The 21,687-nt window shown below is 45.3% G+C and carries 19 protein-coding genes; 8 read left to right on the forward strand and 11 right to left on the reverse strand.

The features are described from left to right. Positions 1–41 precede the first annotated feature (41 nt). Positions 42–1,418 carry a murein hydrolase activator EnvC family protein gene (locus CLV59_RS08255; protein WP_170137676.1) on the forward strand — a complete coding sequence of 459 codons (1,377 nt, stop codon included), beginning with the start codon at positions 42–44 and terminating at the stop codon, positions 1,416–1,418. On the opposite strand, the gene bshA is transcribed toward CLV59_RS08255, so the two are convergent. Next, complete coding sequence (gene bshA, locus CLV59_RS08260) at positions 1,415–2,560, reverse strand: N-acetyl-alpha-D-glucosaminyl L-malate synthase BshA (protein WP_111591532.1); 1,146 nt, start codon at positions 2,558–2,560, stop codon at positions 1,415–1,417. The two genes, CLV59_RS08255 and bshA, sit on opposite strands and share 4 nt — an antisense overlap. 198 nt (positions 2,561–2,758) lie before the next feature. Here bshA and CLV59_RS08265 point away from each other — a divergent pair, with 198 nt between their 5' ends. Further along, positions 2,759–4,132, forward strand: a complete 1,374-nt coding sequence (locus tag CLV59_RS08265; protein WP_111591533.1) for a M20/M25/M40 family metallo-hydrolase — start codon at positions 2,759–2,761, stop codon at positions 4,130–4,132. A 30-nt stretch (positions 4,133–4,162) separates the two neighbouring features. Next, positions 4,163–4,558: a hypothetical protein gene (locus CLV59_RS08270; RefSeq protein ID WP_111591534.1), complete on the forward strand. Its 396-nt coding sequence runs from the start codon at positions 4,163–4,165 to the stop codon at positions 4,556–4,558. Between the two features lie 89 nt (positions 4,559–4,647). On the opposite strand, the gene CLV59_RS08275 is transcribed toward CLV59_RS08270, so the two are convergent. The 5 genes from CLV59_RS08275 to CLV59_RS08295 all read right to left on the reverse strand — a co-directional run bounded on the left by CLV59_RS08275 (position 4,648) and on the right by CLV59_RS08295 (position 10,009). Then, positions 4,648–5,352: an SAM-dependent methyltransferase gene (locus CLV59_RS08275; protein WP_111591535.1), complete on the reverse strand. Its 705-nt coding sequence runs from the start codon at positions 5,350–5,352 to the stop codon at positions 4,648–4,650. After that, on the reverse strand, positions 5,352–6,116 hold the full coding sequence (locus CLV59_RS08280) for an EI24 domain-containing protein (RefSeq protein WP_111591536.1): 765 nt from the start codon (positions 6,114–6,116) through the stop codon (positions 5,352–5,354). The genes CLV59_RS08275 and CLV59_RS08280 overlap by 1 nt, the downstream gene beginning before the upstream one ends. Before the next feature lie 139 nt (positions 6,117–6,255). Continuing rightward, a complete protein-coding gene (locus CLV59_RS08285) occupies positions 6,256–7,269 on the reverse strand; it encodes a PorP/SprF family type IX secretion system membrane protein (protein WP_111591537.1) in 1,014 nt (337 codons plus the stop codon). Positions 7,270–7,435: 166 nt separating this feature from the next. Then, the gene (gene upp / locus CLV59_RS08290) at positions 7,436–8,089 is read right to left on the reverse strand and encodes a uracil phosphoribosyltransferase (protein WP_111591538.1); all 654 of its coding nucleotides are present in this window, start codon (positions 8,087–8,089) and stop codon (positions 7,436–7,438) included. 45 nt (positions 8,090–8,134) lie between these two features. Beyond that, the gene (locus tag CLV59_RS08295) at positions 8,135–10,009 is read right to left on the reverse strand and encodes a YfbK domain-containing protein (RefSeq protein WP_245950830.1); all 1,875 of its coding nucleotides are present in this window, start codon (positions 10,007–10,009) and stop codon (positions 8,135–8,137) included. 109 nt (positions 10,010–10,118) lie between these two features. On the opposite strand from CLV59_RS08295, the gene CLV59_RS08300 reads away from it, so the two are divergent. Further along, complete coding sequence (locus CLV59_RS08300) at positions 10,119–11,213, forward strand: anhydro-N-acetylmuramic acid kinase (protein WP_111591539.1); 1,095 nt, start codon at positions 10,119–10,121, stop codon at positions 11,211–11,213. Between the two features lie 104 nt (positions 11,214–11,317). Here CLV59_RS08300 and ade read toward each other — a convergent pair whose 3' ends face one another. After that, positions 11,318–12,946 (reverse strand): adenine deaminase, encoded by a 1,629-nt coding sequence (ade, locus tag CLV59_RS08305; RefSeq protein ID WP_111591540.1) that lies wholly within the window; start codon positions 12,944–12,946, stop codon positions 11,318–11,320. 100 nt (positions 12,947–13,046) lie between these two features. Here ade and CLV59_RS08310 point away from each other — a divergent pair, with 100 nt between their 5' ends. Beyond that, positions 13,047–13,769: an outer membrane lipoprotein-sorting protein gene (locus CLV59_RS08310; RefSeq protein WP_111591541.1), complete on the forward strand. Its 723-nt coding sequence runs from the start codon at positions 13,047–13,049 to the stop codon at positions 13,767–13,769. A gap of 83 nt (positions 13,770–13,852) precedes the next feature. Here CLV59_RS08310 and CLV59_RS08315 read toward each other — a convergent pair whose 3' ends face one another. Next, positions 13,853–14,857: a helix-turn-helix transcriptional regulator gene (locus CLV59_RS08315; protein ID WP_170137677.1), complete on the reverse strand. Its 1,005-nt coding sequence runs from the start codon at positions 14,855–14,857 to the stop codon at positions 13,853–13,855. 100 nt (positions 14,858–14,957) lie between these two features. On the opposite strand from CLV59_RS08315, the gene CLV59_RS08320 reads away from it, so the two are divergent. Beyond that, positions 14,958–15,311 carry a hypothetical protein gene (locus tag CLV59_RS08320; protein ID WP_111591543.1) on the forward strand — a complete coding sequence of 118 codons (354 nt, stop codon included), beginning with the start codon at positions 14,958–14,960 and terminating at the stop codon, positions 15,309–15,311. 295 nt (positions 15,312–15,606) lie between these two features. Next, a complete protein-coding gene (locus tag CLV59_RS08325) occupies positions 15,607–16,242 on the forward strand; it encodes a peroxiredoxin (protein WP_111591544.1) in 636 nt (211 codons plus the stop codon). 335 nt (positions 16,243–16,577) lie between these two features. Here the strand turns inward: CLV59_RS08325 and CLV59_RS08330 are convergent, their stop codons facing one another. The 3 genes from CLV59_RS08330 to rlmN form a co-directional block, all read right to left on the reverse strand. Next, a complete protein-coding gene (locus tag CLV59_RS08330; protein ID WP_111591545.1) occupies positions 16,578–17,300 on the reverse strand; it encodes an RluA family pseudouridine synthase in 723 nt (240 codons plus the stop codon). Positions 17,301–17,318: 18 nt separating this feature from the next. Beyond that, entirely contained in the window at positions 17,319–19,061 is a 1,743-nt protein-coding gene (locus CLV59_RS29160) for a pseudouridine synthase (protein ID WP_245950832.1), read from the reverse strand. Between the two features lie 64 nt (positions 19,062–19,125). Then, entirely contained in the window at positions 19,126–20,169 is a 1,044-nt protein-coding gene (gene rlmN / locus CLV59_RS08340) for a 23S rRNA (adenine(2503)-C(2))-methyltransferase RlmN (protein ID WP_111591546.1), read from the reverse strand. Positions 20,170–20,451: 282 nt separating this feature from the next. Between rlmN and CLV59_RS08345 the strand changes: the two genes are divergently transcribed. Next, the gene (locus CLV59_RS08345; protein ID WP_111591547.1) at positions 20,452–21,648 is read left to right on the forward strand and encodes a thiolase family protein; all 1,197 of its coding nucleotides are present in this window, start codon (positions 20,452–20,454) and stop codon (positions 21,646–21,648) included. Positions 21,649–21,687 lie beyond the last annotated feature (39 nt).

Raw genomic sequence — 21,687 nt, forward strand, 5'->3', positions numbered from 1 at the left:
AACCGCCCCTGCCTCTACTTACTAACCTAATGCATTTTTGTTTGAGAAAGTTGATCCCTTTCATTATGGCGTTATGCCTGTTACCTGCTGTACTCATAGCCCAGCGTAACAAGCAGTCACGCGCCGCCCTGGAGCAAAGGAAAGAGCAACTGTTGAAAGAGATTGCGGAAGCAACTCGCGCCCTCCAGGAAACGAAGAAATCTACCCGTCAGAATCAATCCCTGCAGAAATCCCTGCAGGCTAAAATTGCATCCCGCAATGAACAGATCGGCGCCATCAACGTAGAGATCAGTCAAATAGACGGAGATATCAGCAATACTAACAGTAACGTACAAACGCTGGAAAAAGAAGTGGACTCCCTCAAGGCCCGCTACGCCCAATTGATTGTGTACAGTTATAAATCCCGCACCACCTTTGATGTATTGAATTTCCTCTTCTCCGCCAACGGGTTTAACGACGCCGTACGCCGGTATCAATACCTGCGCGAGTATCGGGAAAGTAAAAGGCGACAGGCGGAAAGCTTGTTGTCTACCCGTAAAATACTGGGCGAAAAACTGGTACAACTGCAACAGCAACGGCAGGAAAAAACCGGCGCCCTCCAGGTGGAACAACGTCAGAAAATCAAACTGGTAGCGGATCAAAAAGAAACGGAACAAAATATTAAAGATCTCCAGGATAAAGAAAAAGACCTGCAACAAAGCATTGCCAAAAGCAAAGCGGAAACAAAACAGATCGATAATGCTATCCAGGCAGCTATCCGCAGGGAAATAGAAGCTGCCCGCCGAAAAGCGGCTGCTGAAGCGGCAGAACGCAAACGTATTGCTGCCGCCAAACGGAAGAAACAGAAAGAGGAAGCTGCCCGAAAAGCGCTGGCAGCAAGAAAAGCAGCTGCCAAAAAAGGAGTAAAACCGCCACCAGCACCTAAAGTGAAAGAGGAGCCGGAAGAAGATGAACCGGAAGTCGCTTCCAACGAAGATGTACTGGATGCAGCACCCGGACAATTATCTCTCTCCCGCAATTTCGAAGCAAACCGTGGGCGACTGCCATGGCCGGTGGATGCTGGCCGGATTGCCGGTCATTTCGGTATGGGCATGATCGGTAAGGTGGAAAAGGAATATAGCGGAGTCGTATTCTCTACAGCTGCAGGAGCGGCGGTGAAAGCGATCTTCGAAGGAGAAGTTATTATGATCTTTAGTATTCCGGGCTCTGGTACTATGGTTACTTTACGCCATGGTAAATACTTTACCAACTATGTTCACCTGTTGAATGTAAGAGTGCAGAAAGGGGCTAAAGTAACGAAGGGTCATGTTTTAGGCGTTGCTGCCACCCCGGCGGGAAGCAGCAACGGCCAGATAGAATTACAAATTTATAAGAACGTAGTCAAACAGAATCCTGAAAAGTGGATTCGCGGCCGTTAAAGCAACTGCGCTTTACGTTGATTCTGTAAAACCTGCTCATATAAAGCCTCATATTGAGGAATGATATTATCGATATGGAAGCGTTGTGCCTGTTCCCATGCGCCATGACGTACACGTGCCAGCAGGGCTTCATCCTGTAGTAAATGAATAGCGTGTTTGGCCATGGTATCCGTGTCTCCCACATCCCCCATATAACCGGTTACGCCAGGGATATTGATTTCTGGCAAGCCGCCGGCATTAGAAGAAATAACCGGCACCTGAGAAGCCATTGCCTCCAGGGCAGCCAGACCAAAACTTTCATACTCGGATGGGAGAATAAACAGATCGCTGATAGACATCACATCTTCCAGTTGCTCCTGTTTACCAACAAACCGAACATCTTCACAGATTCCCAGCTCGCGGCATAAGCACTCAATGGTAGGCCTGTCCGGTCCATCGCCTACCAACAGCAGTTTGGCCGGCATGGCATCTCTCACTTGTTTAAATATTTTCACTACATCCGGTACACGTTTCACCTTACGGAAGTTGGAAACATGCAACAGCACTTTCTCTCCGTTGGGCGCAATCGCCTGGCGGAAATGAGGCAGGTTACGGCGACTGAAACGCTGGGTGTCCACGAAATTGTAGATCACAGAGATTTCCTTTTCAATCTGGAAGGATTTATAGGTCTCATCCCGCAGGTTCTCAGAAACGGCCGTAATAGCGTCTGATTCATTGATAGAGAAAGTTACCACCGGCGCATAGGTCTTGTCTTTACCCACAAGGGTAATATCAGTACCGTGCAAAGTAGTAATAAATGGTACCACGCGACCCTGTTTAGCCACAATCTGTTTTGCCATGTAGGCAGTAGAGGCATGAGGAATCGCATAGTGTACATGGAGCAGATCCAGCTTCTGATTTAGAATAACATCCACCATGGTGCTGCTGAGCGCAGACTCATAAGGAGGGAAGTCAAAAAGCGGGTATGTGGGAACCTGTACTTCGTGGTAATAGATATTCGCGTGAAACGCGTTGAGCCTCACCGGCTGCTGATATGTGATAAAGTGGACCATATGGCCTTTATCCGCCAGAGCTTTACCCAGCTCCGTGGCCAATACGCCACTACCACCGTATGTAGGATAACATACTATTCCAATACGCATGATTTATTTTTTATAGCCAATACGAAAAGCCCATAGTATGAAAAACAGTAATACGTGCCCTTATCAGCTGTTTTCCAAACCATGCATCAACAAAGGTAACGCTGAAAAATTAAATCCGGGAGGGACGCAGACCATTTTATTGTTATTTGTAGGTACCGGCACAAATGAGTAGTTTTATCCGTAAACTGACCGCTTTTTATGAGAAATTACCTTTTGCCAATTTTACTGGGATGTGCTGTCCCTGCAATGGTTTCAGCGCAATCTCAGGACTCAGTAACCATTCGGAAAATGGCCGACGAAGTACTTACTCACAGTACTGCATACGACAACCTGAGAGTATTAACCAAAGAAGTAGGAGGCAGGCTGGCAGGTTCTCCTGGTATGGTAAAGGCAGAAAAATGGGGTTTTGAAGCCCTAAAAGCTGCCGGCGCTGATACCGTTTACTTACAAGAGTGCATGGTACCGCATTGGGTACGTGGCGCCCGCGAAGAAGCCCGCATTATATCCAAAAGAAGAGATTATACACCGCCATTGAACATACTGGCCCTCGGAAATTCTGTAGGTACCGGCGAAGATGGCGTAAGCGCTCCCGTGCTGGAAGTCTCCTCTTTTGACGACCTGGAAGCCAAAAAGGACCAGGTAAAAGGAAAGATCGTATTCTATAACTATGCGTTCAATCCGAAATTTATTAAAACATTTTATTCCTATGGAGACGCGGTTAAATATCGTGGCAGCGGAGCCAGCAGAGCGGCCAAATATGGCGCTGTTGCGGTAATAGTTCGCTCTATGAGTCATGCTGCCAATAATGAGCCACATACCGGCGCAATGCAGTATGATCCCAATTATACCAAGATTCCTGCCGTGGCTATAGGTTTACAGGATGCAGACAGACTCAGCCAACGCATGAAGGATGATCCCACTGCACAGGTATTTCTGAAAACCAACTGTATGATGCTGGCAGATACCATCGGTCATAACGTGATTGGGGAACTGAGAGGCAGCAAACATCCGGATCAATACCTGACTGTTGGCGGTCACCTGGATTCCTGGGACGTAGCAGAAGGCGCACATGATGATGGAACTGGCTGCGTTCAATCCATCGAAGTATTACGTACATTTAAGGCAATGGGGCTTCAGCCAGAACGTACCCTCCGCGTAGTATTGTTTGCCAACGAGGAAAATGGTACCCGTGGCGGTAAGAAATATGCTGAACTGGCAAAGCAACGCAATGAAAAACACATCTTTGCATTGGAAAGCGATGCAGGTGGGTTTACGCCTCGTGGCTTTATCATGAGTATGGCCCCTGAACTCAAAGCGAAAGTATTTTCCTGGAAGCCGCTGTTTGCCCCATATGGCATATACGATTTTGAGGAAGAAGGTGGAGGCGTGGACGTAGGCCAGCTGAATGCTGCACTGGGTACGCCAATGGCCGAACTTTCACCAGACTCGCAACGTTATTTTGATATTCACCATGCCCCGAATGATGTGTTTGAAAATGTGAATAAAAGAGAGCTGGAGCTGGGAGCGTTTGCTATGGCTGCACTGCTCTACATGGTGGATAAATCCTTCTGATTACAGACTATTAATCTATAAACCAAACACATGGGCCGATTTGTATTTATCGTCGTTTCAGTTATTGTACTCATCCTGGGCGGTGTCTTCTTTTATAAGTTCTATTTTGTATTTGGGAAAGGCGTGAAGGCGGGAGAACTGAATTACTTCGTACAAAAAGGTTATATTTTCAAGACCTATGAAGGTAAGCTGATTCAGTCGGGCTATAAAGGACAGGTAGCAGGCACAATTCAATCCAATGAATTCCAGTTTTCTGTTGCCAACGAAAGAGTAGCGCAGCAACTGATGACAGCAAGCGGCAAATGGGTGGAGCTGAGCTATAAAGAATACCTGGGCGCTCTTCCCTGGAGAGGATTCAGCCCATTCATAGTAGACAGTATTATTTCTATAACAGATCAGAATACCGGCAAACGGCTGGTGCCCTGATTGGACATAATTATAAGGCAAAACAAAAAAAAGGGAATGACGTCACAGGCGTCATTCCCTTTTTAATATAGTTGTAAGAGGAGTACGGATTATTCTGCATCCAGCAGGAAAATAGCTGGTTTCTTATGCAGTTCCGGCAATGCTTTTTTCCAATCCTTCACTGTTTTTGTTTTGATGAATTCATCAGGACCGGTGATATCGGCGGCCACACATACTTTCGTATATTCCTTACAGTTATCCAGGATATCTTTCATCAACTGGTTATTCCTGTATGGCGTTTCTATAAACAGTTGTGTTTGTTTTTTCTTTTGAGACTGGAGTTCCAGGTCTTTAATGGCTTTTATACGTTCATGTGGTTTTATCGGGAGATAGCCAACGAACTGAAAATTCTGGCCATTCATTCCAGACGCCATCAGCGCCAGTAACATGGAATTGGGACCGATCATCGGAATAACAGGAGCGTCTATACTGTGGGCAGCCTGTACAATCAGATGGCCAGGATCTGCTACTGCCGGGCAACCGGCTTCACTGATCACGCCAATATCCTTACCTTCTTTCAGGAATTTTTTCGCCAGCGTAGTATCTGGCAATTGATTTTCGTTCATTGGGAGCAACTGTAAAGCATCGATATTAATGCTTCTGTCCAGGGCTTTCAAGTAACGACGGGCAGTACGTTCATTCTCTACATAAAATACAGTCAGTTTCCTGGCTGTTTCTGTTACATAAGGCGGTATACTGTATAGGGCATCAGCACTCAGCACGGTAGGAATCAGATACACTTTGCCGATATTCATTAGCTCAGTTTTTTGTTTTGTAAATCAATAGTAGCAGCAATCACTGCATAAGAAGGGGCCAGCATCCAGCCAATCACCGGCACAATAAAGAACAGGTAAAATACGATTCCGTTCCCCAGTGCCATACCTCTATGCTGACGTATAAACGAAATACTCTGCGACATGTTCATTTTATGACGTTCGCAGCTGTAATCCATCATGGAGAAACCATAGAAATAACACTCTATGAAGAAGCCAATCATAGGCGTAATCCAGCCTACAACGGGAATGAATGATACCAGCAATAAAATGAGGATGGCGGCAGTCTGATACACCATATTGCGGCAGGACATTTTCACACCGCGCCAAATATCGGCCAGCAGCTGTTTCCAGCTGAAAGGGAAATCCCTGTTTTCCAGGATAGCTTCTGTTTTTTCCGAGAGATAAGAGAAAACAGGCGATCCGAGTATAAGGAACAGATATTTGAAATAGGCCAGATATAGAAAAGTGAAGATGATACGGACACTAAACGCCACCAGTATAAAGAGGAAACTCACCCAACTGCTCGCCAGATCCTGTACCCATTCTGTGATATGGAAAAGTCGGGTCAGATACTCCACGAAATCGCCGGAATATCCCCATACAAAATAGATTCCTCCTAAGAACAGCAGACAGTAAATAATACCGGGAATCAATATCCACTTCCATAATTTATGTTGCAGGATAAACTGGTGTGCTTTACCGTAGGCCTGGAATGCCGACAGTACCTCTCTGAATGAAAACAAGTTATGAACAGTTTTAGTGTAAAACAGAATGAGTTATTCCCCTCTAAAGCTAAGGATGAACGAAACTATTAAAAATCCTCCAAAATAATGAACCCGGCCAGCTGGCCGGGTTCATTATTATTAAAATAAATAAATGTCTTTAGAAACGAGGACAGAGCGTTTTATACTTATTCATCTGATTCTTAGTGCGTATAAATATCACGGAAAGTTCAAGACCTCCGCGATAATTGGAGGCAGGTTTCAGTGTGGAGACGTTTGTATCGTAGCTCAGACCCACCTGGAACCCTTTAATTTCCATCCCAACGTAAGGAATAACCGCGTCTTTCCAACGATACCAGCTACCTATGTAAAACACTGTAGGGTTATCGTCCATATCAGAGAGCGTAAAGCCATAGGCGCCGCCGAAGGTAAACTCTGTAGCAGTATTTTGTTTCATATACAGGATACTACCATGTAAACGGTTGTTGCCATTGACAGGAGCAGAGCCCCCTCCATGGATAGTCCAGCGATAACTTAATCTGTTATTGCCCTCATTCATGAAAGACTCTGTAGGCTGAGTAATATGATAGTAAGATGCTCCCATGTAGATATTGGACGATTGTCCAATCAGACCATTATAAAGAATACCAATGTTTGGATCGAAATAGGAAATCTTTCTGTTGACTAAGGTTTCTCCACTGGGAATAGAGGGGTTATAGCCGTTGTTATCTATCTGGTCTTCAAACATTAATTTATCATTATCCAATCTTTTCTGTACCAGGGTTCCCTGTAAACCAATAGCGAGGGTATGATTTCCTTCGGGGTCCAACCCTTTATGGTAGGCGGTACTCATACTGATATAGGAAGACGTAAGTGCACCTCCTCCTGTTTGGTCGTACATGGCCATAAAGCCAACCCCCCAAATATCCGTGTAGGAAATGGTGTTTTTCAATATTTGAAAATCCGCTGCCATGGTACCTGTCACGAAAGGTTTTGCAATACTTCTCCATTGCGATCTGTAGTTACCGGATAAGCGATAATCCCCTGAGAATAAACCGGTAAACGCCGGGTTAAGTGTCAGTGGCGATGCAAAAAATTGAGAGAAGTGCGGATCTTGCGCCCGCAAGATGTTTAAGCTGAAGAATATGGTCAGGAATAGTAAAGCTCTTTTCATAAGGATAAGCTTGTAGCATAGGGTTTATGCAATAATGGTGAAGGTACGCCAATTAAGTCATATTTCAAATTAAATCCATGTATAAAAAGATTCAAGCGCATAAAAAAACGGATATACGAAATTGACCATAATCAACTCCGTATATCCGTTAAACGTAAAACGGTACTTATTGTTGTATTTTATTTCCGAAAGCGAGATCGCCAGCATCTCCCAGACCTGGAACGATGTAACCTTTAGCGGTCAGCTCATCGTCGATATCTCCGGCCCAGATAGTGATATTGCCTTTGGTGTTTCTCATCACATATTCAATACCAACGGTGCAGGCGATAGCCACTACCAGGTGAATATGAGAAGGTTTTCCGATTTCCTGCAGGTGCTCGATGGTTTTCACCAGAGAAGCGCCTGTAGCCAGCATGGGATCTGAAAGGATAAGTACATTGCCCTCAATAGAAGGACTGCTTACATACTCCAGGCTGATATCGAAAGAACCGTCGTGGTTATGCTTACGGTAAGCGGATACGAATGCATGGTCTGCTTTATCGAAATAATGCAGTAAACCCTGATGCAGCGCAAGTCCTGCACGAAGAATAGTAGCCAGTACCGGCTGTTGTTTCAGTACGCGGCAGTTAGCAATACCCATAGGGGTAGTGATATCCTTCTCTACATATTCCAGTTGTTTGCTGATTTCATAAGCAGCCACTTCACCCAGGCGCTCCATATTACGTCTGAAACGCATACGGTCGTGCTGAACATCTACGTTTCGGATCTCACTGAGCCATTCACCTACCAGCGAATTAGTTTCACTTAAATTAATTATCATTTGCTTATCCTTTGAGGCCGCAAATTACCGAAAAATGTTGATTGCTTACTTCTTCAGCAGCATTGCTTTTTTGACCAGCTGGAGGTACTCGCTTCTGTAGCCTTCCGGATCTTCTCCACGCGTATTGGCGGCCCATTTCAGCACCTTGTCACAGGTAGCGTCGCCCTGGAAGGCAGATTCCCGTAAAATTTGGCCGAATGCAGCCACAGAGGCGGCCAGACGGAAGTCGCCACTCATCTGTTCAAAACTTCTCGGCTGATAGGTCAAAACCTCTTGTACCAGGCTGCTGGTATTGGAATCTGGCTGTTTATACCTCATTTTGACTGTCAACACCTCTGATCTGTTGCCCAATACCTGATTTTGCTGATATTTCAGGGGATCTACCCAATTAACTGTTGATCCGCTCTGTCCGCCAGGAATGATTTCATACAGCGCAGTCACCGTATGTCCAGCCCCCATGTCGCCGGCATCTTTCTGATCATTGTTGAAATCCTCTGCCTGCAAGATTCTGTTCTCATATCCTACTAACCTGTACGCCTGCACGAAATTAGGGTTGAATTCTACCTGTAGCTTTACGTCTTTAGCAATGGTGAAGAGGGTTCCGCCAAATTCTGTTACAAATATTCTTCTGGCTTCTTCGAAATTATCTATATACGCATAGTTGCCATTCCCTTTATCGGCAAGGGTTTCCAGGTTGTCGTCTTTTAAGTTACCCATGCCAAAGCCCAGTACAGAAAGGAAAATGCCACTTTTCTTTTCTTTCTCTATCAGTCGCTCTAACTCGCCTGTATTGGAAACGCCCACGTTGAAATCGCCATCCGTGGCCAGGATAACCCGGTTATTACCTTTTGGCTGGAAGTTTTGTTGGGCAATTTTGTATGCCAGCTGAATACCTTCGCCACCGGCAGTAGAACCGCCAGCAGAGAGGTTTTCCAGGGCCTCTTTTATTTTCCCTTTTTTGTCGCCGGAGGTAGAGGGCAATACCACGCCGGCAGCGCCTGCATAAACGACAATTGATACCTTATCCTGTGGACGCAATTGCTCTACCAGTGCGCTGAATGCTTTCTTCACCAGGGGTAATTTGTTGTATTCATCCATAGAGCCGGATACATCAATCAGGAATACGAGGTTGCTGGGAGGGAGATTTTTAGCTTCCACCGTTTTTCCCTGAATCCCAATACGTACCAGCTGATGTTGGGTATTCCATGGGCATACGCTCATATCTGCTACTATGGCTACGGGATCTTTCCCTTTAGGCTGTGGATAATGATAATCGAAATAATTAATCATTTCTTCTACTCGTACTGCATCAGCAGGAGGGAGGTCGCCCTGGTTAATATACCTTCTGACATTACTGTAGGAGGCTCTGTCTACATCCGCACTGAATGTGCTGAGTGGCTGATCTTTTACGCCATGAAAGATATTTTCATTGATCGCGGAATAAGACTCAGTATTAACCACCGGAGGGGCGTAAAAGACGTTTCCGGATACATTCGCTGACATATCCGCCGATACATTCCTACGGATTAACATCTGGTTATTGGGGACCATTTTAGCAGGCGCCATCATAGGTTCCGCACATATTACTTCCTTCTCCTTTTGGTGCAGTACCCGCTTTGCCGGACGAGCCACCAGATTGATATTTATCTGATTGCTACCAGGCTTCATCGTAATTTCCAATCGCGGATAACCGGAGGCAATAATTTCGATTTGGGTAGACACGGTTCCGATTTTCAGCTGCCAATGCCCTTGTTTATTGGTAGAGGTCATATTATCGGTTCCTTTTTCCCGTACCACCGCATTAGCAATAGCGGCTTGGGTGAGGCTATCCCGAACAACGCCGGTAACCATTCTTGATTGAGCCATGGCACTGAGTTGTACCAGGAAAATGGCGGTAAAAAGCGCAATATATCTTTTCATGACGGTAAGTTTTTCTGTTTGCAGGATGCTGTTCATATCCCTGATTCCATAAACAGCTCAAAAAAAACTTTCCACAGAAGCAATTACCTTTGCTGAAATTTTTTTTCAGATGGTATATAATGTAATCGGCACTATGTCGGGCAGTTCTCTGGATGGGCTGGATATTGTATTTGCGGAACTGACAGAAGTACGTGGACAATGGACATACGCGATAAAGGCTTCTGAAAGTCTTCCCTACGAGCCGGAATGGGTAGAAAAACTGGCCAATGCCATTCATCTGCCAGCTCGTGAATATTTACTGTTGCATAGTGAATACGGTCATTACAATGGTCATCGTATCAAACAATTTATCGAGAAAAATCACCTGGATCATAAAATACATTTTATTGCTTCCCACGGGCATACCACATTTCATATGCCGGATGGGAAGATGACCGCCCAACTGGGTGATGGCGCTGCCATTACCGCGGTAACGGGTCTCCCGGTTATCAGTGATCTTCGTGCCATGGATATTGCCCTTGGCGGACAAGGAGCGCCTATTGTACCTATTGGTGAAAAATATCTGTTCCCGGCATATCAGTACCTGTTGAATATCGGCGGTATTGCGAATATCTCTGCTAATGTGCAAGATGGCTATGTAGCATTCGATATCTGCCCTGCCAATCGCGTTCTGAACGGTCTTGCAGCAGCGCTCAACCGTCCTTACGATGAAGGTGGTCAACTGGCTGCAGGCGGCGTACAAGATGATGCGCTTCTGGCAAAACTCAATGATCTTCCTTACTATGCAGCGCCATGGCCTAAATCGTTGGCGAATGACTTCGGCACAGATACTATTCTGCCGATGATCGAAGGATTGCGCATTTCTGTACAAGGAAAACTGGCTACTTATGTAGCACATATCGCAGAGCAGGTAGCTAAATCCGCTGCTGCGCTGAAAGCTAAAATGGCTGATCCGGAAGCTCCTGCAAAAATGCTTATCACTGGTGGTGGCGCATTCAATACCTTTCTGGTGAATTGTATCCGCGAACAATTAGAACCTCTTAATATTGAAGTGGAAGTGCCTGATGAACTGACCATCGGTTTTAAAGAAGCCCTGGTAATGGCATTGATAGGCGCTTTACGCTGGAGACAAGAGGAGAATGTGCTGTCTTCTGTTACTGGCGCCAGCCGCGACAGCATTGGTGGTGCTTTGTGGATTAACTAACTCTCTATATTTCTAAGTTATTGCTGCCCAGTGGGCTAATTGAAAGGGATGCCGTAGGCATCCCTTTCTTCGTCCCGGGCTTGCGCCCGTATATTTTTTACTTTTTATATGGCAGTAAATGTAAAGGTATCGCCATCGAATAAACCCAGATCACTGAGCTTAAGATGTGGTATCACCAATAAGGCCATAAAGGAAAGCGTCATGAAAGGAGAGGCCAGTGTAGAACCTGCTGCTTTCGCTGCTTTATCGAGGGCGCTGTATTTGGCAGCAATCGTATAGCCGTCCAGGTTACTCATTAATCCCGCCACAGGTAAAGGCAGAATGTCTGTAACGCCATTGCTGACAATGCTCACGCCGCCTTTGGCTGCTATTACAGCATTTACGGCAGCGCAGATGCTTTCATCATCGGTTCCCACCGCAATGATATTGTGACTGTCGTGGGCTACTGAAGAGGCTATCGCGCCAGCTTTCAACCCAAAACCTTTTATGAATCCCAGGGCAGGCGCCGATTCTCTGTAACGGTTTACTACCGTGAGTTTCAGTACATCCTGATGCGTATCGCTTACCAGGTTGTTGTCAACAGAACGTAGCGTAGCTTCCAGTTTATTGGTAATGAGTTCTCCTTCAATAGCGCCAATTACCTGCACGTTTTTTTCCTGGTCCTTACATTCAATCCGGAAATCGGCTACCGACTTAGGATTGCAGGAGAAATTATTCACTGCTTCTGCTGCAATAGAAGGAATTAATGTTTTCCCATTTTCCGCTACTTTGTTACCATTGATCCAGGTACCGAGAATATTAAAATCCTGGAGGTTGTCCACTGTAATGAAATCGGCTGCATCTCCTTCCCGCAGCAGGCCATTGTCCAGTTGATAATGCAGTACTGGGTTTACACAAGCCACTCTCAGCACTTTAAACAGGTCTATACCCTTTGCCAGTGCGCGTTTTACAAGTTGGTTGATATGGCCTTCTTCCAGGTTGTCTGGATGCTTATCATCGCTGCAGAACATCATTTTTTCATAATGTTCGGGCAGGAGGGGAATGAGCGCTTCAAAGTTTTTGGCGGCGCTACCTTCCCGAATGAGGATATGCATTCCATAGGAAAGCTTTTCTGCTGCTTCTTCTTCCGTAAAACACTCATGATCTGTGCTAATACCGGCATTAATATATTTACGGGCATCTTCTCCTCTGAGCCCAGGTGCATGACCATCCACAGGCTTGTTCAGGGCCTTGGCGGCGGCTATTTTGGCTATTACTTCCGGATCGTGATGTAATACGCCGGGGAAATTCATCATTTCCGTCAGGTATTTGATATCGTCTCTTTTCAGTAATTGTGCTACATCTGCCGCTGTAACGGTTGCTCCGGCAGTTTCAAAAGTGGTGGCAGGTACGCAGGAGGGTGCGCCGAAATTGAATTTAAAGGGGACCTGTTTCCCGTTATTGAGCATATATTCCACACCTGGAACGCCCATTACATTGGCAATTTCATGTGGGTCGCTGATGGTAGCCACTGTACCGTGTACTACTGCCAGTCGCGCAAATTCAGAAGGGATCAGCATGGAGCTTTCCACATGTACGTGGGCATCCGTGAATCCAGGCATAATATACGTATCGCAAGGCTGCTCCAGTCGCGTGATTTTATGGATGCGGCCGTTCTGCACCTGTATCTCTGCCGGGTATATTTCTCCCTGGAGTATATCTACCAGGTTAGCGGTAATTTCAAAGCTATTCATGATGTAAATCTAAGGATTAGCACGGAGTTTGACAGAAAGCAGCTAATAGGAAAGTGATGGATATGAAATTACATTATCTTTAGTTGATTAAATTTCTCTTATGCAAGCATTCAAATACTTCAGTGTAATGGTCGTGATGCTCTTCGCATCAGCGACTGCATCCTTTGGACAGACCCTGACCGATATTCTGAATAAGCATTATGCCGCCATGGGTGGTATTGCTAAAATTTCCGGTATTAAGTCTCAATATGTAGAAGGCGTAACCATGGCCCAGGGCCAGGAAATTCCCTTTAAAAGATGGGGGGTGAACAATAAATCGATGCGCCTTGAATTTGATGTAATGGGCACCAGCAATGTGCAGGTGGTAAATCAGAAATCTGGTTGGATCTATATGCCTATTATGGGACAATTGAGTCCTGAAGATATGGATTCAGCGACCTTCTCAGCAATGAAAGGCTTATTGGACGTATCTGGCAGCGAATTATATGATTATGCTTCCAAAGGTAAAATGGTGACTTATATTGGGAAAGATACCGTAAATGGTAAGCCTGCATATAAGCTGAAAGTAACCACCAAAGAAGGAAATGTAGGTTATGTATTTCTGGATGCAGGCACTTACTACATTGTACGGGCTAAAAACAGCCTGACCATAGGTGGTAAAGAGCAGGAGCTGGTATCTGACTTCTCTGAATATCAAAAGAATCCGGAAGGGTATGTATATCCGGGCAAGAGTTCTCAGGGAGGGATGATGACAATGGTCATAAATAAAATGGAGGTCAATCAGCCGATGGCAGACAGCCTCTTCATCAAGCCAGCCAAGTAACTGGCGGTAATAAATTATGTACAAAAAGGGCTGACCATCACCATATGGTCAGCCCTTTTTGTATTAGGTTAAATATTTTTCGCTTACTGGTATAGTTTCACCATTTGTTGGGTTTCTGCTTTCATACGATTCACCAGGGAAGCAGGTTGCAGCACTTTTACATTAGGGCCATAGCTCAGCAACGTCATCATCAGTTCCGGGTTGATAACCACATGAAGGGATATATGACAGTCTGTTTCCGTATCCTTAATGATTTTCTGGGAGGCGTGAATAGGCTGTGTTTTCAGGTATTTTCCTTGTCGCGGTGTGAAGGAGAGCAGCACTTCTTCCGGTTCCCCATCGTGCACCGTAATCCCGATGGCATGCTGGAAATAGCTGGCATCATCGAAATTCTTTTCATCGAAGTGTTTCATGGTTGGCCAGAGTTTCACGATTCTATCCAGGGCAAAGGTCAATACAGCGCCACCGCGGGTTTGCTGACTTTTCCCAATGAGATAAAAGCGGTGTTGGTATTCCCGCAGGTGATAAGGTTCTACCCAGTGTTCTTTGGGCTCATCTCTGTCGAAGCTTTGATAGGCAATACGGATTATCTCCAGGTTTTTGATGGCTTCTACGATTTCCCGAATATGTTCGGCGCCTTTATATTGAGCCGTTCTGGTAAAGCGGATAAGGCCCTGGTGTTGTAGCTCATCCCGGTTCATTTTCAGGCTGGCGGCAATTTTCAGGATAGAATCTTCAAACTGCTGAATAACCGGCAGGCTGCGGAACTGCTCCAGAATGCCAATAGCTATCTCCAGGCCTTGCAGGTCTGCTTCTTCAATAGGCATCTGTCCGATGGAGTAGTTCTCATCGGTATAACGATAGGTTTTGCTGCTACGGTCATACACGATAGGCGCCATATAATTGAGCTCCGGGTCCTGGCGCATGTCCTGTATATCTTTCTGTATGGTACGGGTGGAAATAACGGCATCCATTTTTTCGGAAACGTACTCTATCAGGCTTTCCAGGGTAGGTTTAGGCAATCGTTTATTCCGTAATCGTTCGTCTATCCATCGATATCGCGATACAGCGTCTTTATTTTTTGGCACAAACAAAAAATTTGGTTTAAAAATACAGAAAACTTTTTCACTACGCATATCCTCTGCGTAACGGCCTGGTAGATTTGTATTGTAATTAAATCCTAAGGCAATGACCACAGCACGAATCACTACCAGCACTCGGCAGCCTCTTCATATAGGCGCCATTCTGCAGCAGGTAACCTGGCTGGAGAAAGAAGAGATTGCAGAAGAGAAGGGAAAAATTATCGCATTACCGGTTTCACCAGCAGGGCCCGAGCAACCTGGGCTTCCGCCTGCAGCCAGGAAAGCGATCAATAAGAAGATCAGGCAGTGTGTCAGAAACCTGGAATCAAATTACGACCTATACCTTGGATACCTCGAGCTCGAGCTGGATGATGCTGCTGCCCGACAGGAATCAGATCTGGCGGATGATATGAAGTTCAGCCTGGCCTATTATGCCTGGCAGCTGCATCACTCGGCTTAATTTGTATTAAAAAATCATTAAAAGCCCGGCCTGTTATTTTAAGGGCCTACTGCAAGCTAAACTGCTGGCTTGTACAGGTCCCGGAAGTTTGTTAACCCAGTAACGGCCTGGCTCTCATTAGTTTTATCCAGATGAATTAACCCTTATTTGTCCTTGTTTGTACCCTTTTGTTTGTTAACCCCCAAACTTCCGTTCATCACATTTCGTTTTAAAAAAAATAAAAAGTTCCTTTTAAGTCTATAACATTTGTAGGAAAGTCCTATTTTTGGACACGTAATTCGTAAATTATACAACTATGAGTTTAAGACTTGGAGACACAGCTCCCAATTTTACTGCTAAAACGACATTAGGAGAAATAAATTTTTACGATTACCTTGGGGACAGCTGGGGTGTATTATTCTCTCATCCTGCGGATTTTACGCCAGTTTGTACTACCGAGCTTGGTAAAACAGCACTCTTAAACGGTGAGTTCGCAAAACGCAACGTGAAAGTGCTGGCCCTCAGCGTTGATCCACTGGATAAACACAAAAGCTGGATAGGCGATATCAACGAAACACAAAATTGTGACGTGAATTTCCCTATCATCGCTGATGAAGACAAAACAGTGGCGAACCTGTATGGCATGATTCATCCTAATGCCTCTGAAACTTTTACTGTCAGATCCTTGTTTATCATTGGGCCAGACAAAAAAGTGAAACTGACCATCACTTACCCTGCTTCTACCGGAAGAAACTTCCACGAAGTACTCAGAGTAATTGATTCCCTCCAGCTCACAGCTCAGTATAGCGTTGCTACACCAGCTGACTGGAAAGACGGTGAAGATGTTATCGTTACGGCAGCAGTGCCTACCGCAGACATCCCAGAACGTTTTCCGAAAGGCCACAAAATCATTAAGCCTTATCTGAGAACAACACCACAACCTAATAAATAATTATACCGGAACCCTCACTCCACCACCAGGTGAAGGTTTTATCCGATAAAGATTTTTTAATGGTTGGTTTTTGATTTTTACGAAACGGGGATTTTTCCCCGTTTTTTTTATGCCCGAAGCGATTAGATTAATTACTCGCAGAGCAGCAAAGCAGCAGAGCAGCGAAGAATAAAATATTGATTGATAACCATTTGTAAAAGACTCAAGTGAAGTAATCAAATAAAAATGCCAGAAGCTGAACAACTTCTGGCATTTTTAATAAATACTGTATAATGATATCAGACAGATATCTTTGCTGCTTTGCTGCTTTGCTGCTCTGCGAGCAAAAACTCCGCTTATCGTTTATGCTTACGCAGTTGATTCAATAACGCCGCCATATCCTTTGGCAATGGCGCTTCTACTGCAATCACCTGACCAGCCTGATCTTTAAACTCCAGCATCGCTGCATGTAAAGCCAGACGACTCAATAACGGTCTTTCTTCCTCTACATACTTGCCCAGCTTGAACTTCTTCTTGATCGTAGATAGTTTCACCGGCTCTCCATTACCATAGAATTCATCTACGGCAATCGGATGCCCCAAGTGCTTCATGTGAACCCTGATCTGGTGGGTACGACCTGTATGAATCTGCATTCTCACAAGACTAAACAGTCCGAAATCTTCCAGCACTTCATAATCCGTAAGAGATGGTTTCCCTTTCCGATTTGCTACCATTTTCCCCTTCTGCACCGGATGCTCCATAATTGGCTCATCCACACTGCCTTTCGTTGGAAAAAGCTGCCCGTTGACAATACCCAGGTAGAATTTCTTCACATCTCTGCTCTCAAACAGCTGTGAGTAATACTTATGGGCAGTTTCATTGCGGGCAAACAGGATAATACCACTGGTATCACGATCCAGCCTGTGCACAGTATATATCTCACCATAAGCCTTCTTCATCATACTGATGAGAGAAGCCAGTTCATTATCGTGACGGTCCGGTAAGGTTAGTACCCCTGACGGTTTATTCACAATAATATAATCTGGTGTTTCTGCGATTATATGCTCTTCTATGCGCATCAAATACCGTTCTGTTGATTATTTTTTGAAATGTTTCAGCAGGATAACCTCTTTCTCTGTGAGGAAACGCCATTGACCACGATTCAAGGTCTTCTTGGTCAGACCGGCATACATTACGCGGTCCAGCTTTTCTACATTGTATTCCAAGTGCTCGAAAATACGACGAACGATACGGTTCTTGCCACTGTGAATCTCAATACCAACCTGCTTTTTATCTTTTGGATCTACATAACCCAATGCATCCACCAGAGCTACGCCATCTTCCAGCGTAACGCCTGCCAGGATTCTCTCAAAATCATTTTTGGTGAGTGGTTTGTCCAACTCCACCTGATAGATCTTTTTGATGTTATGCTTAGGATGCGCCAGTTTCTGTGCCAGTTCACCATCATTGGTGAGCAAGAGCAATCCGGAAGTATTGCGGTCCAGTCGACCTACAGGATAAACGCGTTCATCTTCTACTGCATCTTCGATGAGTTCCATCACCGTTTTGCGACCTTCCGGATCATCAGTGGTAGTGATATAACCTTTCGGTTTGTTGAGCAGGATGTACACCAGGTTTTTCTGCAGTGTGATTTTTTTCTCCAGCAGCGCCACGTTATCTTTTGCAGTCACTTTGGTAGCTGGTTCCATTACTACGGTACCATTTACAGTAACTTTTCCTTCGCGGATATAGTCCACTGCTTTTCTGCGGGAGCAGAGGCCACAATGGGCAATAAATTTATTCAGGGGCATTTCACCAGGACCGAAAGCGGTGGCCTTAGATTCTTTCGCAGGTTTCGCTTCTTTTCTGAAAGAAGACTCTTCAGAAGAATCTTTGGATTTTATTGGTTTACGGCGTCTTTCGTGTTTGTCTGCAAAACGGTCATTTACCCGATCAAAGAATTTCTTGCGGTTAAAGCCACTAGGCGTTTCTTTGGCGCCTTTGCCTGATTTATCATTTAGATCACCGTGGAAGGAGCTTTCATTCTCAGAAGAATAGTTATCCTTTTTACGATGTGTTGGTTTATCGCTGTCGAAAGAACGCTTGCGGAATGCAGGTTTTTCGTCAGATTTATCGTTGTCGAAAGAACGTTTGCGGAATGCAGGTTTTTCGTCAGATTTATCGTTGTCGAAAGAACGCTTGCGGAATGCAGGTTTTTCGTCAGATTTATCGTTGTCGAAAGAACGTTTGCGGAATGCAGGTTTTTCGTCAGATTTATCGCTGTCGAAAGAACGTTTGCGGAATGCAGGTTTTTCGTCAGCTTTATCGTTGTTGAAAGAACGCTTGCGGAACGCAGGCTTTTCATCAGATTTATCGTTGTCGAAGGAACGTTTGCGGAACGCAGGTTTCTCATCAGCTTTATCGCTGTTGAAAGAACGTTTGCGGAATGCAGGTTTTTCGTCGGCTTTGTCGCCGTCGAAAGAACGTTTGCGGAATGCAGGTTTTTCGTCGGCTTTGTCGCCGTCGAAAGAACGTTTACGAAATGCTGGTTTATCGTCAGCTTTGTCTTCGGAGCGTTTACGGAAAGTTGGTTTGTCGCCAGCTTTATCGCCGCCAAAAGTGCGTTTGCGAAGAGGAGCATTGCTTTCTTCGGAAGAACCGAATGAGCGTTTGCGTGGCGACTTGTCGTCGCGATTGTCATCTTTTGCAGATGCTCTTCCGGGCCTTTCGCCATCGAAGGAAGGGCGGTTGCGGTTGCCTGCTGCCGGCTTATCTTGTTTGCCGGATTTATTTTCTTTGAAAGGAGAAAAACCTTTACTAGCAGGTATTTTTTTCTTCATAAATTATTATTGATTGAAGGCCATGGATACATGGCCGGCGTAATGTTAGTTTTATTCTCTTGGCTTAACCTTTATTGGCCAGTTGACCACAGGCGGCATCGATATCTTTACCGCGGCTACGACGTAGTCTTGCATTCACACGGTTTTTCGCGAGATATTCCATGAACTGTTCTGCTTTCAGTGCATCTGGTTTACGGAACTGAGCATTGTCGATCGGGTTGTATTCGATAATATTTACTAGATCTGCAGGTACCTGACGGTAAATTTTGATGAGTTCGTCCGCGTCCTGTTTGCTATCGTTGAAGTTATCGAAGAGGATATATTCAAATGATATTTCGTTGCCGGTAGCCTTATAGAAGTAATTGAGTGCGTCTATCAGTTCTTTTAAACTATTGGTATCATTGATAGGCATGATTTCGCTGCGTTTCTTATCGTTTGCAGCGTGCAGTGATAAGGCGAGGTTGAATCTTACCTTATCGTCTCCGAGTTGGCGGATCATTTTTGCAACTCCTGCCGTAGATACGGTGATACGTTTAGGAGACATGCCTAAACCATCTGGAGCCGTGATACGTTCGATCGCCTGGAGTACATTGCGATAGTTCAGTAAAGGCTCGCCCATACCCATAAATACGATATTAGTGAGCTTTTTACCGTATGCTTCCATGGCCTGTTTGTTGATCAGGGCCACTTCATCATAGATTTCATCGAAATCCAGATTGCGTTTACGGGCCATATAGCCGGTAGCGCAGAATTTACAGCTAAGGCTGCAACCTACCTGGGAGGATACGCAGGCCGTCTGACGAGTATCTGTAGGAATTAATACCCCTTCTACCAGGTGAGTATCGTGCAGTTTGAAACGACTCTTAATAGTACCGTCGTTACTGTGCTGGGTAGCATCTACTTGTACTGCAGGCAGTACGAAATGCTCTTCCAGTTTATGACGTAAATCCTTAGACAGGTTGGTCATGTCATCGAAGGAGGTTGCATGACGCAGCCACAGCCATTCGTATACCTGCTTAGCACGAAAAGCTTTCTCCCCAATGGATCCGAAATATTCCTGTAATTGTGGCAAACTCAAATGCCGGATGTTCTTCTTGTCAGACTTCATTATTGACCTTTAAATAAGCAATTGGCTGCCCTTACGGCAGTCGAAAAGTAACTGCAAAGGTACTGAAAATCATCGACAGTTATCGTTAACCAACTGCAAATGGGCCAGAAATGACAGAGAGATACGTGTCTCACTAACAATAATTTATACATGTAAAATTATTATTGGGAGATGAAATTCGTTCAGGTTGAGCTGGTTTTTAAGGATTTTATTGGCGATTTTAGATGAAATACTTTAATTGCATTTACCGTTTTACTCACCAAAACAAACAGTTTACTCAACATGCAATCTGCCTATATCGTTGATGCGGTCAGAACTCCCATAGGGCGTTATGGCGGCGCATTGGCCACTGTCCGTCCGGATGATATGTTTGCCCACCTGATCAAAGCGTTAATGAAAAGAAATGCTTCCATTGATCCGGCTGCTATTGAAGATGTAATTGCCGGTGCGGCCAACCAGGCCGGGGAAGATAACCGGAACGTGGCGCGTATGTCTGCCCTCCTGGCCGGATTGCCGGTAACGGTGGCCGGAAATACTGTTAACAGACTCTGTGCCAGCAGTTTACAAGCCATCATGGATGCTGCGCGAGGCATCATGTGTGGCGACGGGGATATTTACATTGCCGGTGGCGTGGAAAGTATGACCCGTGCGCCGTTTGTGATGCCTAAATCCGACAGTGCCTGGGGCCGTAAGCCTGAAATATTTGATACTACGCTGGGATGGCGTTTTACCAATAAAACCCTGGCAGATATGTATTATCCATTTTCCATGGGTGAAACAGCAGAAAATGTAGCTCGTCAGTGGAAGATTAGTCGTGAAGACCAGGATGTTTTTGCCTTAGGTAGTCAGCGCAGATACAAAGCCGCATTAGATGCCGGGAAATGGACAGAGGAAATTATCCCGGTAGAGATAGCAGGAAAAGAGGGCAGTACCTTGGTGTCTAAGGATGAGCATCCCCGGGAAACCACGTTGGAAAAGCTTTTCGCATTAAAACCTGCTTTCGCTAAGGATGGTACGGTAACGGCAGGTAACTCTTCCGGTATCAACGATGGTGCAGCTGCACTATTGGTGGTATCAGAAAAGGCTATACGTGATTTTGGGCTGAAACCTATTGCTCGTGTGGTGTCTATGGGAGTGGCGGGCGTAGACCCTTCCATCATGGGCGTTGGGCCTGTACCTGCTACACGAAAGGCCTTACAGCGCGCAGGTCTCACGGTGGCAGATCTGGGACTGGCAGAATTAAATGAGGCTTTCGCTTCACAAACACTGGCATGTATGCATGATCTTGGCCTGAGTGATGAACTGGTGAACGTGAATGGCGGCGCTATTGCCATTGGGCATCCATTGGGAGGTAGCGGAGCTAGAATCAGTACGACTTTATTATACGAAATGCAGCGCAGGGCTCAGGTGAAGTACGGACTAGCGACGATGTGTATTGGCGTGGGACAGGGAGCAGCTATTATTTTTGAACGTCTGTAAATAAAAACGAGCGGTCGGACATTACATCCGGCCGCCCGC

This window comes from Chitinophaga dinghuensis (assembly GCF_003259435.1).
GTDB lineage: Bacteria > Bacteroidota > Bacteroidia > Chitinophagales > Chitinophagaceae > Chitinophaga > Chitinophaga dinghuensis.